Genomic DNA, 12,827 nt, shown 5'->3' with positions numbered 1-12,827 from the left:
CTACCTGGTGCCCGTCTTCGCCTCGGGGCGCGGGGTGGGCGCGGCGGCCTTCGGTGTGGGCAGCAATGGCACCCGCCCTTCCGGGTAGAGCGCCGTGAGGCGGTCCCCCCGAAGCTCCAGCGCGGCCAGGTGGCGGCCGTAGTGGGTGCTGAGGCCCGTGTCGATGACGATGACGCGGCCTCCGAAGCGGATGGAGAGCCGGCCGTCCTGCGACGGCGTGTGGCCCATCACCATGCGGCGGGCGCCGAAGCGCTCGAGCACCTGCGTGAGGCCCGCGTCCCACTTCGCCTCATCGTCGATGGCGTAGCCGCGGAACCACACCGGCCCCTGCGGGTCCACGCCGCCGCCCGGCGGCTGCCCCGGCGTCAGGTCCTGCCACACCCAGCGGTTCACCTCGTCCAGCGTGGCCCCCGGAACCGTGGGCGCCAGGCCGCCGTGCAGGAAGAGCGTGTCGTTGATGCGGATGACGGCGGGATGCGAGCGCAGCCACTTCCCGTAGCGCCCGTCCGCGGCATAGGCGGCGGCGTGGCCGTGGAAGCCCGGGGGCTCGCCGGGAGCATCGGCGGTGGGCGACTGATCCGCGAAGGAGGCGAACTCGCCGGGCGTGACGTAGCGCAGGTCTCCGCGCATGTTCATCAGCTCGTGGTTGCCCAGGAGCGGGTGCACGCGGCCGCCGGACTTGCGCGCCTCGGTCTCCAGGCGCATGAGCAGCTCGAAGGCGTCGCGGGTGTGGTCGCCCCGGTCGGGGATGTCCCCGGTCTGCACCAGGTGCGCCTTGCCGCCAATCCAGTGGTCCTTCGCGTCGATGAGGCCCGCCATCCGGAGGACCTCCTTGAGCGCGTCCACGTCGCCGTGCACGTCCGCGACGGCGACGATGCGCTCCACTCCCGTGAAGACAGAGGGGTCCTGCGCCTTCGGGGCGCCAGCGCCCGCGAGCGCGGGCAGGAGCAGCAGGGCCAGGAGAACGGGACGCACGGGCTTCCTCCCTTGGAAGAGGGGGGAAGCCTAACGCACGTCCCGCCCGGGACTACGCGTTCGCGGCGGCGTAGATGTCCAGCACCGTGATTCCCGCGACGGCGCCGGTGGCGGCGAGCAGGCGCCCCTTGCGCACGCCCGGCTCACGCAGGCCCCTGCCCATCGTCGCCAGGTCCAGCGCGTCACCGGCCACGCGCGCCCACAGCCACGGGCGCTTCTTCGCGGGGCTCAGCAGGGCCACGCCCGCCGCCAGCTCCCGAGCGCCATAGGCCCGCACCCACCTGCTCCCGCGCGAGACGCCGAAGAACCGGAGCAGGCTCCACGCCCCCAGCAACTCCGTGACGCCCAGGCCCACGCTGAACCAGCCCAGCGCGCGCGGCAGCTTGCTCATCGCCTTCGCCATTGCACCGCCTCCTTGAAACAGAAAGGTCCGGTGCAAAGCTGGAGGCGGCCCAGACGCGCGCCAAGACCCTCGGCGGCCGGGAGCAAGCCGCATGCGGGAAGGCAGGCAGGCGGCGGAGCCCCTGCCCTACCGGGGATCGCCCCGGAAGCGGGCCGGGATGGCGCGCAGCAGCTGCGGATCCGACCAGTCCCACGCGCGCTCCGGCGCGCTGTCCACGTTCACCGGGAAGGAGTTCCACATGTGCACGTCGTACGAGGTGGAGGCGCGCCAGTGGAAGACGACGCTGAACGCGGCCGTCGCGGCGAGCACGCCCGCCAGGGCGCGGTGCTGGCGCGGCGCCTCCAGCACGCGCTGGACGGGGAACGCGAGGAAGAAGACGAGGTAGGGCAGCACGTCCGTGAAGAAGCGCGGCCCCACCGAGTGCCCCGCCCACCAGATGGGGAACGCGGAGATGGCCACCCAGTGCAGGAGCACGATGGTGGCGAACGCCTTCTCATGGGGCGCGAGCTCCCGGCGGCGCCACCGCTGGACGAAGCCCACGCCGGCCAGCACCAGGAACGGCGAATAGATGAGCAGCCCCCGCGACGGGCTCACGAGGTTCGCGGCCAGCGCCATGAGGAAGCGCGGCCCCGCGATGTCCAGCGTGTTCCGGTAGTACGGCGACAAGAGCGCGCCGTAGATGTGGAGGTTGTACCCGCAGAACGGCGCCGCCACGAGCGCCGCGCCCGCGAAGTACGCGGGGAGCAGCCGGCGGAACCGCAGGGCGAAGTACGCGGTGAAGACGACCACGGTGATGGCGTGCGTGGGCCGGCACACGTACGCGAGCGCGACGGTGAGCCCCGCGAGGAACGCGGTGCGCGCGGTCTGCGTGGGCCGCGCCAGCAGCAGCACCCCGCATGCGACGGCCAGAAGCCCGGGGCTGTGCTGCCAGAGCACGCGGCTGGCGGTGGAGTACGCCGTCGTCCCCAGCCCGAAGAGCAGGACGGTGACGAGCGCCGCGCGAGCGGACACCTGCCTTCGCAGCGCGATGAGCAGCACGGCCGCGGCGGCGCACACGTAGACCGAGGCGATGAGCTGTTCGGTGCGGTGGTAGGCGCCCAGGTCCACCTTGCCGGTGCTCTGGAACAGCGCCAGCCACGCCAGCGCACGCGCACCGAGAGCGCCCAGGTGCTCGAGCAGCGGCCGTCCCAGGGAGAACAGCCCCTCCGCCAGCGCGAGGAATGGAACCGCGGAGAGCATCACCCCGGGCGGGTACACGTAGTACGTCCGGCCGCCGTGGTCGGTGCGCGCGTAGTCGGTCGCCTCGGAGAAGGTCGGGGCGAACTCGTCCAGGTCCGCGTTCCCTTCGTGGAGGATGCTGGCCGCGGAGGGGATGGACCAGAGCGAGTCCGTCTGCATCTGCACCTTGCTGCCGGTGTAGACCACGAACAATCCCAGGCACATCAGCCAGAGCGCGAGCGAGGACGAGGAGAAGTCGCGGCGGGACGAGGAGGGCGCGGAAAGCACGAAGCCGCTTCTAACGAATCCGCCTGCCTCACGCGAGGACCCGCGTTCCACCGGACGGAAATCAGCGAGGATGCCCCCATGCGAATCTGGGTCGATGCCGATGCCTGTCCGGGGCCCGTGCGGGACATCCTGCTGCGCGCCGTGCAGCGCGTGAAGGTGCCCGCCATCTTCGTGGCGAACACGCCCCTGGCGCTGCCGCGCCTGGCGTACGTGTCCACCGTGCAGGTGGGCGCGGGGCTGGACGTGGCGGACCGGCACATCGCCACCTCCGCCGAGGCCGGCGACCTGGCCGTCACGCAGGACATCCCGCTGGCCGCGCTGCTCGTCCCCAAGGGGGTGGTGGTGATGGATCCGCGAGGGGAGCTCTTCACGCCGGAGAACATCGACGAGCGGCTGTCCCTGCGGAACTTCATGCAGGAGCTGCGCGACGGCGGCGTGAACACCGGCGGCCCCGGCGGCTTCTCAGCTCAGGACCGCCAGCGCTTCGCGGCAACGCTGGACCGCGAGCTGACCCGGCTGGCGAAGCCGCGAGGATGAAGCGCCCCAGGCCTAATGGCCCGCGCCGCCGCTGCCCTCTTCCGGAGGCGTGCCGGTGGACGGGGCCACGGGGCTGGTGCCGATGCCTTTGTTCCGGTGCCAGGCCGGCGGGACGATGTCCAACCGCGAGCCCACGTACTCCGACGGCGCGGGCTCCGGGGCCAGGGGGTCCAGGTTGCGCATGTCGATGCTGCCCGAGCCGCCCGTCCCCAGCTCGTCGAGGTCCACGCATTGGTAGTCCTCTCGCTTCGAGCGCTGCGGAATGCCCGTGCCTCCGGTGGCCACGGCGGAGGCCTGGCCCTCCGCGCCCACGTCTCCGTAGAAGTTCATGCCGCCATGGTTGTGCAGCATCGCCTGCGTGCGCGGGGACTCCTGCGCGTCCCAGGACATCTCGTCGGAAGCGAACGCCCGGGTCGGGGACTCCTGTGGAACGGACGTGGACTGCGTGGCGCAGCCGCCCAAAAGGAGCGTGGTCAGCGAGGCCATGAGCGGAAGCTTCATCGGCGTGTCCTCCAGAAGTGTCGTGCGTCCATCAAGGTGGAGGCACTTACGTCGGGGGCAAGCGATGGGGGGCCGGCCGGGCCAGGGGCTCCGCTCCAGGCTGGGACCCTTCAAGGGTCGCCGGCTCCGCCCTCTCCATGCAGGCACGCCAGCGCCGCCACGGTGAGCGACTCGCATCCGGCACGCAGCGAACCCGCCCGGTCCGGAGCGTAGTGGCCCGAGTGCGGCCCCGGCAGGTGCGCCACCTTCTCCTGGGGCGTCGCGCCCGGCGCCGCCTCCCAGGCCCTCCGCGGCGTGATGCCCACGAACCAGTACGCCGTGGGCACCGGGTGCCCGGGGCCCTGGGCGAAGAAGGGGAAGTCCTCGCTCGCGGTGACGAGCACGCCCGGCACCAGCGCCTTGGGCCCGAACCATTCCGCGTGCGCGTCCCGCACGCGGCCGAGGAGCGCCGGGTCGTTGCGGTTCACCGGCGTGCGCCCCAGCACCTCCACCTGGGGCGGCCTGGGCGCCCCCGCCGCGGCGGCCTCGCCCTTCGCGATGCGCTCGATGGCGGTGAGCACGCGGGCCTGCACCGCGTCGTCCTCCGTGCGCACCGTCAGCTCCAGCACGGCCTCCTCTGGAATCACGTTGGCGCGAGTGCCCGCGTGGAACCGGCCCACGGTGACCACCGCCGCCTCCAGCGGCGACAGCTCGCGCGACACGATGGTCTGCAGGCGCAGCACCACGCTGGCCCCCAGCACCACTGGGTCCACGGACAGCTCCGGCTGCGCCCCGTGCGCGCCCCGGCCGAAGAGGCGGACGCGCACGTGCGCGGAGCCCATCATCGCCACGCCCTCACGGTGCATGAAGGTGCCCACCGGCAGCGGCGCAGAGTGCTGTCCCAGCACGGCGTCCGGCGTGCCGAAGCGCGCATAGAGCCCGGCGTCCAGCATCGCCTTCGCGCCCTGGAGGGTCTCCTCCGCCGGCTGCCCCACGATCATCAACGTGCCGCGCCACGCGTCGCGCGAGCGCGCCAGCACCGCCGCCGAGCCCACGAGGCACGCGGTGTGGACGTCATGCCCGCACGCATGCATCACCGGCTCACCAGCCTCCGTCCGCGCGCGGCTCGCGTAGGGCAGTCCCGTCCTCTCCTCCACGGGGAGCGCGTCCATGTCCCCGCGCAGGAGCACGGTGGGCCCGTCGCCGTTGCGCATGAGGCCCACCACGCCGTGGCCGCCCACGTCGCGGCTCACCTCGTAGCCCTCGGACTCCAGCCGCCGCGCCACCTCGGCGGCCGTGCGGGCCTCGTGGCCGGACAGCTCCGGGTGTTCGTGCAGGTCTCCGTAGAGCGCGTCCACGTCCGGCAGCACCGCGTCCAGTTTCGCAAGGACGCGGCGAGCACGGGCCTTGAGGCCCGAAGCCGTGGATGGGCCCGGGGTGGGCTGGGGATGGGCGGCGTCATTCATGGCGGTGTGCTCCCGCTCCCGGCGCCGGGGAAAGGCGTCGAAGGCATCGTCGAAGGCATCCAGGTACGGCTCAAGGTGGAAGCCGCGCCACCGGGTTCACAGGGCGGGTCGGGGAGGCAGGCAGGGCCCCGGCGCTCCCCGCTGCCCACCCCGCCCTCCGGGGCACCGTGTGCCTCCGAGGCACCGCCTGTCCGTTCGTTGTTCGCCCCACCCCCGGGGGTCACCTTCTGGCTGCGCAGGCGACACATGGAGGGAGCAGTCATGAAGAAAGGCATCGCGCTGGGGCTCTGCCTGATGGGATTGACGGGTGGCGCCGCCAGGGCCCAGGACCCACCGTCGGACGCGCCCACCCGGGTGGGACGGGTGGATTGGAAGGGCCCCTACTTCCTCCTGGGGCTGGGCGTGGAGGGATACACGGGCAAGCTCGCGCCCAACATCAATCCGGGGCCCTCGTATGGCGTCTTCGTGGGCTACCGCGCCAATGACTATCTGGGCGTGGAGCTGGGCTACAGCGGCGGCGTGAGCGGCCTGTCCGTCGCGGATCACGCCTCGTTCTTCGGCACCCCGGACATCGTGCGCAATGGCGGGCAGGCGGCGCTCACCGTGGGCTTCACTCCCACGCGGCTGCAGCCCTACGTGCTCGGAGGCATCGGCTTCGAGCGCTACTCGGTGCGCGAGGGCAACTTCTTCCGGTTCTTCAACGACACGGGAGGCTACGCACCGGTGGGCGTGGGTGTGCGCTACAAGTTCAATCCCAACCTCACGGCCGAGGTGCGCGGCAGCTACAGCTTCCTCTTCGGACAGGACTTCGCGCCCACGCAGAGCCTCGGCGCGGGAGATGGCCGCTACTCAGGCCTGCTGATGATTGGAGGCAGCTATTGAGGTCCGCATGCCCGTCCATCACGCTGATCGACCTGCTCGAGGAAACGGGCCGCCGTCCTCGGGAGCTCCCCCTCTACACCTTCCTGGAGGATGACGCGGAGGTGACGCTCACCCGGGGCGAGCTGGCCTCGAGCGCGCACCGCATCGCCGCCGCGCTCCAGCCGCTCGCGGCACCGGGCGAGCGCGCGGTCCTGCTCTATCCCCCTGGCGCGGACTACCTCCACGGATTCTTCGGCTGCGTGTGCTCGGGGTTGGTGGCGGTGCCCGCGTATCCTCCGGATCCCTCGAGGCTGGAGCGCACCCTGCCCCGCCTGCGCGCGCTCATCGCGGACTCCGGGGCCACGGTGGTGCTCACCACGTCCTTCATCCTCTCCATGGCGGAGCTCCTCTTCACGGACGCGCCGGAGCTGCGCGCGTTGCAGTGGGTGGCGACGGATGCGCTGGAGGCGGGCGACGCGGCGGCATGGCAGCGGCCGGACGTGACGGCCGACTCGCTGGCCTTCCTCCAGTACACGTCCGGCAGCACCGGGGTGCCGCGGGGCGTGATGCTCAGCCACGGCAACCTGCTGCACAACCTGGGGGCCATCTGCCGCGCCTTCGCGACGCGCGACGACAGCGTGGGCGTCATCTGGCTGCCGCCCTACCACGACATGGGACTCATTGGCGGCGTGCTGGTGCCGCTGGCGCAGGGCTTCCACACGGCGCTGATGTCCCCGCTGTCGTTCCTCAAGAGGCCCCGGGCCTGGCTGGAGGCGCTCACCCGCTTCGGCGGCACCATCAGCGGCGGACCCAACTTCGCATTCGACCTGTGCGTGCGGCGCATCCCGCCCACGGAGCGGGAGGGGCTGGACCTGAGCCACTGGGAGGTGGCGTTCTGCGGCGCGGAGCCCATCCGCCCGGACACGCTGGCGCGCTTCGAGGAGGCCTTCGGGCCGCACGGCTTCCGGCGCGAAGCCTTCTATCCCTGCTATGGCCTGGCGGAAGGGACGCTCATCGTCACTGGCGGCGCGAAGGAGGCCGAGCCCAGGCTGCGCGACGTGGACGCCTCCGCGCTGGAGGCAGGCTTTGCCCGGGCGCCCGCGGGCATGGCCCGGACGCTGGTGGGCAGCGGCGCGACGCTGCCGGATCAATCCCTGCGCATTGTGGCGCCGGACACGGGCCGAGTGCTTCCGGCGGGTGAGGTGGGCGAGGTCTGGGTGAAGGGCCCCAGCGTGGCGCAGGGCTACTGGCGCCGCGAGGCGGAGTCCGCGCGGGTGTTCCAGGCGAGGACCGACCAGGGAGACGGCCCGTATCTCCGGACCGGAGACCTGGGCTTCCTGAGCGCGGGCGAGCTGTACGTCACCGGGCGCGAGAAGGACCTGATCATCGTGAGGGGCCGGAACCTGTATCCGCAGGACCTGGAGGTGGTGGTCGAGGGAAGCCACCCCGCGCTCAGGCCCGGCTGTGGCGTGGCCTTTGGCGTCGAGGTGGACGGCGAGGAGCACCTGGTCGTGGTGCAGGAGGTGGATCCGCGCAAGTGGGACGGCGAAGTGGCCCCGGTGCTCCGCGCCATCCGCGGCCGTCTGGCGTCGGTGCACGAGGTACGGCCCCGCGCGGTGGTGCTCATCGAGCCCGGAAGCCTGCCCAAGACCTCCAGCGGAAAGGTACAGCGGAGGGCCACGCGGAAGGCGTTCCTCACCGGAGCGCTGCGCGAGCTGCACGCCTGGTGCGCGAACGCGCGGACCGGCGACGAATTCTCCGGCGAGCTGTCAGCGCCAGAGTTCCGGGTCTTGGCACGCGTGCCGTCACGCCTGGGCGCACGGAGGGAGGACCTGGATGTCCTGAGCCAGGGAACAGGCGACGCGGTCTGAGCCGAAACAAGCACCGAGCGTGCCACGGCAACCGGGGACCCGTTCGGAGCACGGAGCCGGCCCCCCCAAGGCCCGGCCATCCAAATGGCCCGCCCCCCGCCGGACGCGGTTCGCCAAAACCTGTCCGACTGTCGGACAGGTTGCACGGTCAGGGCGGAGGGATGCCCCCTGCGGCCACGGTTCGCCAAAACCTGTCCGACTGTCGGACAGGTTTCCGCGCTGCCCGAGCGGAGCGGCGCCCCACCAGACGCTGTTCTCGAAACCGGTCCGACGGTCCAACAGGTTGCCGCATCCTGATGCGGCCGGGCCGCCCCTTTGGCCGTGGCTCTCGAAACCGGTCCGAATGTCGGACAGGTTTCCGCGGCTCGCCGCCGACGGGGGCTCCCCTGAGGTCCCGTCTTCTCAGAGCCGTGGAGAGACAGTTGTTCCTGGGGTGTGGGGGTGGCCCCCGGGTCCATGGGGCGCATCCACTTGGGATGACTGCGCGAGGCGGTGTTCTTCGCGTCTGTCCCGGCGTGCTCCTGATTCGCTCGGGTTCACAGGGTTCCTGGTCCTTGCGACGGCGCCGAGCGGCGCGTCCCTGGCGGAGCGAAGTCGCCCTGCTAGCATCAGGCGCATCCCCCCACGCTGAAAGCTGACTCCGCTGAACGCCACCGAACCGCGCCACATGGCCGGCCTGGACCTGCTCCGGTGCCTGGCCATCCTCGTCGTCGTCGTCTACCACTACCCCCGCCCCGAAGGTCACGACGCCTTCCGTGCCTTCGCCAACTTCGGCTGGACGGGCGTGGAGCTGTTCTTCGTGCTCAGCGGCTTCCTCATCGGCTCGCAGCTGCTGGAGCCGGTGTCGCGCGGTGAGACGCCGTCACTCCGGCGCTTCTACCTTCGACGCGCGCTGCGCATCCTGCCGTCGTTCCTCGTCGTGCTGGGCCTGTACCTCTTCGTGCCAGCGTGGAGCGAGCGGCCCGTGGTGACACCCGCGTGGCGCTTCCTCACCTTCACGCAGAACTTCGGCCTGCGCATCAATGGCTTCTCCCACGCGTGGTCGCTGTGCGTGGAGGAGCACTTCTACCTGGTGCTGCCGCTCACCGTGCTCGCACTGCGCCGACGCATCCGCGCGCCGTCGCTCCTCGCGCTCGCGGGCGGCGTGATGGTCGGGGGCATGCTCCTGCGCGGCGGGCTGTGGATGCGCTCCTTCTCAGGGCTCGGTCCGGACGCACCGGGGTGGCGCGACTTCGACATGCTGCTCTACTACCCGACGTACGCGCGGCTCGATGGGCTGACCTGCGGAGTGCTGCTCGCGGCCCTGCGCGTGTTCCGGCCCGCGGCATGGGAGCGCTGGACGCGCGGCGGCCGTGCCCTGGGACTGGCGGCCCTGGGCCTCGCGTGCCTGGGCGGCGTGCTCTTCATCAACGAGGAGCACTTCCGCGAGCTCCCCTACGTCCTGCTTTCATTCCCCCTGGCCGCGCTGGGCTTCGCGGCGCTGTTGATGGCGCTGGCGGGCCCCACGGCCTCGCGCCTCTGCGCCCGCGTCCCGGGCGTGAGAACCTTCGCGGTCCTGAGCTTCACCGTCTACCTCACGCACAAGGCCGTGCAGCACGGCGTGCGGGACGCGCTCGCGCCCCATGGCCTGGACGCGTTCCACGCCGTCACGGTGCTGGGTGGCGCCGTGGCGGTGCTGCTCGCCTCGCTCGCGCTGCACCATGGCGTGGAGCGCCCCATGTTGAGGCTGCGGGAACGGCTGGAGCGCGGGCTTGCGTCCCGGGAGGCGCGGCCCCAGCCCGCCGTGTCTTGAGGATGGCCCCGCGCTTCTGCACGACAGAAGCCGTGCAGGGAGGTGCCCCTGGGCCAGGGCGTCGCGTGCGCGCTAGACCTCGCGCATGCGCCCCTTCCTGACGGCGACGTGGCGGTACCTGCTGATGCTCAACTACGAGGTGGATCCGGCGGTGCTGCGGCCCCTCGTTCCCCGTGGCACGGAGCTCGACGCGTGGCAGGGCCGCACGTTCGCGAGCATGGTCGGCTTCCGGTTCCTCGACACGCGCGTGCGAGGGCTCGCGGTGCCGTTCCACCGGGACTTCGATGAGGTGAACCTGCGCTTCTACGTGCGCCGCCTGGGCCCCGACGGCTGGCGGCGTGGCGTGGTGTTCGTGCGCGAAATCGTCCCCCGGCTCGCCATCGCCACCGTGGCGCGCGTCCTCTACAACGAGCCCTACGTCGCGCACCCCATGCGCCACGCCGTGAACATGGACGGCGCGGACACCGGCGAGCCCGGCCATGTCGAATACGCCTGGAAGTCCCATGGCCGCTGGCATCGGCTGGCGGCCCGGACGCTCGGCACTCCGGCGGAGAGCGCGCCCGGCTCCCAGGAGGAATTCATCACCGAGCACTACTGGGGCTACACCGCCCAGCGCGACGGCGGTTGCGCCGAGTATCGCGTGGAGCACCCGCGCTGGACCGTCTGGCGCGCCCGGGAGACCGCCTTCGACTGCGACGTGGCCCGCTTCTACGGCCCGGCCTTCTCCGAGTGCCTCCGGGGAACGCCCCACTCCGCCTTCGTGGCCACCGGCTCGGAAGTGGCCGTCTTTCCTGGAAATGAAGTCCCACCCTTGCCAAGCCCGTAGAAATCAATATTCTCAATATCGAAATTGATTTTCTGAACCCCATGACGACTTCCAAGCCCACCTGGCCCGTGCCAACCCGCTGCCCCGTCTGTGGAGGCGGCACCGTCATCGAACGGGTGCGCTGCGACGGCTGCGCGTCCGCGGTGGAGGGGCGCTTCACGACGGGCTGGGTGCAGCAGCTATCGCCGGAGCAGCTCGCGTTCGTGCGCGTGTTCCTGGCCTGCCGGGGGAAGATCAAGGACGTGGAGCAGGCGCTGGGCCTCTCCTATCCGACGGTGGTGGCGCGGCTGGACGACGTGGTGGAGGCCCTGGGCCAGGCGCCTGGAGTCCCGCCACCTCCCGCCCCTCCTCCGCCGCCTCCGCCCCGCGAGCGCGGCTCACCGCGCCGGGCGCAGATTCTCGATGACCTCGCGGCCGGGCTCATCGACGCGGACGAGGCCGCTCAACGTCTCAAGAAGGCACGGGAGTAATCTCATGATGGATCCTGAAGCCACGCCGTCCTCCGACGCCTCGTCTTCCTCGCGCGATGGAACCCAGCGCCACACGATTCCGTGGGGGCAGCACGCGGAGCTGGAGCTGCACGCGCTCGCCGCCACGCTCGTCGTGTCGCCGCTGCCGGAGGGAGAGAAGCCCTACCTGGTGACGCACGGCCGCATGGAGGCGCGCATCCAGGAGCACGGCCGGGTGACGAAGGTGGAGCTGGTGCCGCGCGAGGCGGGCTTCCTGTCGCTGTTCTGGCGTCAGGGCGGGCAGGCGGAGCTGTTCGTTCCGGCGGACGTGCGCGCGAAGCTCCTGTTGGACGCGGGCGCCGTCCGCATCGCGGGCCTGAAGGACTGCCAGTTGGAGCTCTCCACTGACGCGGGCACGGCGAGCCTGCGCGACGTGCACGGCAAGCTGACCCTGCGCACGGGCGCGGGCCGCATCATCGGCGAGCGCGTGGGCGGCACGTTCCATGTCCACGCCGCGGCGGGCGCGGTGAAGCTGGACGTGGACGCACTGGACGTGGGCGAGCACCGCATCGGGACGCAGGTGGGCGCGGTGGAGATGCGGCTGGTCCCCGGGCTGGACGTGAACATCTCGGCCCATACGTCGCTGGGCTCGGCGCAGACGCGCTACCCGTCCAATCCGCAGGCGGCCACGACCATCCTGCTGGAGACGGAGCTGGGCTCGGTGCGCATCCGCGAGTCGGGCCGTTCACGCGGCGAGGACGTGGAGGGCTGGGAGGAGGACTCGCTGCGCTGGCAGCGCCAGGCGGAGCGCTGGCAGCGCCGCGCGGAGCGCCACGCGAACCAGTGGGCCCACGCGTGGGCGAGCTCCTGGGGCGCGCCGCCCTGGGCGGGCCCTGGCGCCCGGCACCACCACCGGCCGCAGCCGCCCGCTCCGCCCCCGCCGCCGCCCCGAGGCATCCCCGACGAGGAGATGCGCCGCGTGCTCGACCTGGTGGAGGCCGGCAAGCTCAGCGCGGAGGACGCGCAGAAGCTGCTCAAGGCGATGCAGCGATGAAGCTCATTCCCCAAGCCCCGTGCCCGCGTGAGCCCGGCCCCTCGCGCATGCTGTACGAGCTGCCCGAAGCCGCGTCGGAACGGGACACCCTCTTCGAGGTACTCGAGGAGACCATTCACTGGTGCACGTCCAGGGCGACCCTGGACGCGCCAGCCACGTGCCTGCGCACCCCCGGCTTCCAGCCCCGGGTGATGATCGATGCGGACCGCTTCCAGATGATGGAGCGGGTCATCAGCGAGCGGCACTACGCACTGCGAGGCAGGCCGCCCCGCGCCCTGCCGCCGCGCGAGGGAGGGCCCCTTCACGGAGGCCGGTTGCTCGTCTATTTCCCGGATGACAACACCTGCGACGGCGCGGCGGAGCTGGCGACCCGGGGCTATCTCGACGTGGACAACATGCCGCCCTGGGACACCTGGGTCGGCATGTTCCGCGAGGATCCGGAATCCTCCACCCAGTCGTCGGACTACCTCATCGCCTGGGTGCCCCCCGTGTTCCTCGACTCCGTGGCCCAGGGCATCTTCGTGAACCCCGAGCAGTGCATCCAGTGGCTGGAGGACTCCACCACGATGATGGCCAGGCGCCTGAAGGACCTGACCTCGCCCTGACG

General features: G+C 71.6%; 13 protein-coding genes. 8 read left to right on the top strand and 5 right to left on the bottom strand.

What is annotated here, in order from left to right; genetic code table 11:
• The 3 genes from KYK13_RS07865 to KYK13_RS07855 form a co-directional block, all read right to left on the bottom strand.
• Positions 1–975: a metallophosphoesterase gene (locus KYK13_RS07865; RefSeq protein WP_223643276.1), complete on the bottom strand. Its 975-nt coding sequence runs from the start codon at positions 973–975 to the stop codon at positions 1–3.
• A 52-nt stretch (positions 976–1,027) separates the two neighbouring features.
• Entirely contained in the window at positions 1,028–1,378 is a 351-nt protein-coding gene (locus KYK13_RS07860; RefSeq protein ID WP_223643274.1) for a hypothetical protein, read from the bottom strand.
• 126 nt (positions 1,379–1,504) lie between these two features.
• Entirely contained in the window at positions 1,505–2,884 is a 1,380-nt protein-coding gene (locus KYK13_RS07855; RefSeq protein WP_223643272.1) for a hypothetical protein, read from the bottom strand.
• A 78-nt stretch (positions 2,885–2,962) separates the two neighbouring features.
• Between KYK13_RS07855 and KYK13_RS07850 the strand changes: the two genes are divergently transcribed.
• On the top strand, positions 2,963–3,421 hold the full coding sequence (locus KYK13_RS07850; protein WP_223643270.1) for a YaiI/YqxD family protein: 459 nt from the start codon (positions 2,963–2,965) through the stop codon (positions 3,419–3,421).
• 12 nt (positions 3,422–3,433) lie between these two features.
• Here KYK13_RS07850 and KYK13_RS07845 read toward each other — a convergent pair whose 3' ends face one another.
• Positions 3,434–3,922 carry a hypothetical protein gene (locus KYK13_RS07845; protein WP_223643269.1) on the bottom strand — a complete coding sequence of 163 codons (489 nt, stop codon included), beginning with the start codon at positions 3,920–3,922 and terminating at the stop codon, positions 3,434–3,436.
• Positions 3,923–4,032: 110 nt separating this feature from the next.
• Positions 4,033–5,367, bottom strand: a complete 1,335-nt coding sequence (locus KYK13_RS07840; protein WP_223643267.1) for an amidohydrolase — start codon at positions 5,365–5,367, stop codon at positions 4,033–4,035.
• Positions 5,368–5,628: 261 nt separating this feature from the next.
• On the opposite strand from KYK13_RS07840, the gene KYK13_RS07835 reads away from it, so the two are divergent.
• The 7 genes from KYK13_RS07835 (at position 5,629) to KYK13_RS07805 (ending at position 12,825) form a co-directional block, all read left to right on the top strand.
• On the top strand, positions 5,629–6,249 hold the full coding sequence (locus KYK13_RS07835; protein WP_223643265.1) for an outer membrane beta-barrel protein: 621 nt from the start codon (positions 5,629–5,631) through the stop codon (positions 6,247–6,249).
• Complete coding sequence (locus KYK13_RS07830; RefSeq protein ID WP_223643263.1) at positions 6,246–8,099, top strand: fatty acyl-AMP ligase; 1,854 nt, start codon at positions 6,246–6,248, stop codon at positions 8,097–8,099. The genes KYK13_RS07835 and KYK13_RS07830 overlap by 4 nt, the downstream gene beginning before the upstream one ends.
• A gap of 667 nt (positions 8,100–8,766) precedes the next feature.
• Positions 8,767–9,891: an acyltransferase gene (locus tag KYK13_RS07825; protein WP_223643261.1), complete on the top strand. Its 1,125-nt coding sequence runs from the start codon at positions 8,767–8,769 to the stop codon at positions 9,889–9,891.
• An 85-nt stretch (positions 9,892–9,976) separates the two neighbouring features.
• Positions 9,977–10,717 (top strand): YqjF family protein, encoded by a 741-nt coding sequence (locus KYK13_RS07820; protein WP_223643259.1) that lies wholly within the window; start codon positions 9,977–9,979, stop codon positions 10,715–10,717.
• Positions 10,718–10,758: 41 nt separating this feature from the next.
• The gene (locus tag KYK13_RS07815) at positions 10,759–11,187 is read left to right on the top strand and encodes a DUF2089 domain-containing protein (RefSeq protein ID WP_223643257.1); all 429 of its coding nucleotides are present in this window, start codon (positions 10,759–10,761) and stop codon (positions 11,185–11,187) included.
• Positions 11,188–11,191: 4 nt separating this feature from the next.
• Complete coding sequence (locus tag KYK13_RS07810; protein WP_223643255.1) at positions 11,192–12,220, top strand: hypothetical protein; 1,029 nt, start codon at positions 11,192–11,194, stop codon at positions 12,218–12,220.
• Positions 12,217–12,825: a hypothetical protein gene (locus tag KYK13_RS07805; protein WP_223643253.1), complete on the top strand. Its 609-nt coding sequence runs from the start codon at positions 12,217–12,219 to the stop codon at positions 12,823–12,825. The genes KYK13_RS07810 and KYK13_RS07805 overlap by 4 nt, the downstream gene beginning before the upstream one ends.
• Positions 12,826–12,827 lie beyond the last annotated feature (2 nt).

Source organism: Corallococcus sp. EGB (assembly GCF_019968905.1).
GTDB lineage: Bacteria > Myxococcota > Myxococcia > Myxococcales > Myxococcaceae > Corallococcus.
Note: the sequence above shows the minus strand (reverse complement) of the source record. Positions and strands in the feature narration are given on the sequence as shown.

Bases quoted from the DNA above. Each gene is read 5' to 3' on its own strand.
- KYK13_RS07810 (WP_223643255.1), top strand. From the start codon at position 11,192: ATGATGGATCCTGAAGCCACGCCGTCCTCCGACGCCTCGTCTTCCTCG.
- KYK13_RS07850 (WP_223643270.1), top strand. From the start codon at position 2,963: ATGCGAATCTGGGTCGATGCCGATGCCTGTCCGGGGCCCGTGCGGGAC.
- KYK13_RS07820 (WP_223643259.1), top strand. From the start codon at position 9,977: ATGCGCCCCTTCCTGACGGCGACGTGGCGGTACCTGCTGATGCTCAAC.
- KYK13_RS07835 (WP_223643265.1), top strand. From the start codon at position 5,629: ATGAAGAAAGGCATCGCGCTGGGGCTCTGCCTGATGGGATTGACGGGT.
- KYK13_RS07825 (WP_223643261.1), top strand. From the start codon at position 8,767: ATGGCCGGCCTGGACCTGCTCCGGTGCCTGGCCATCCTCGTCGTCGTC.
- KYK13_RS07840 (WP_223643267.1), bottom strand. From the start codon at position 5,367: ATGAATGACGCCGCCCATCCCCAGCCCACCCCGGGCCCATCCACGGCT.
- KYK13_RS07860 (WP_223643274.1), bottom strand. From the start codon at position 1,378: ATGGCGAAGGCGATGAGCAAGCTGCCGCGCGCGCTGGGCTGGTTCAGC.
- KYK13_RS07815 (WP_223643257.1), top strand. From the start codon at position 10,759: ATGACGACTTCCAAGCCCACCTGGCCCGTGCCAACCCGCTGCCCCGTC.
- KYK13_RS07845 (WP_223643269.1), bottom strand. From the start codon at position 3,922: ATGAAGCTTCCGCTCATGGCCTCGCTGACCACGCTCCTTTTGGGCGGC.
- KYK13_RS07805 (WP_223643253.1), top strand. From the start codon at position 12,217: ATGAAGCTCATTCCCCAAGCCCCGTGCCCGCGTGAGCCCGGCCCCTCG.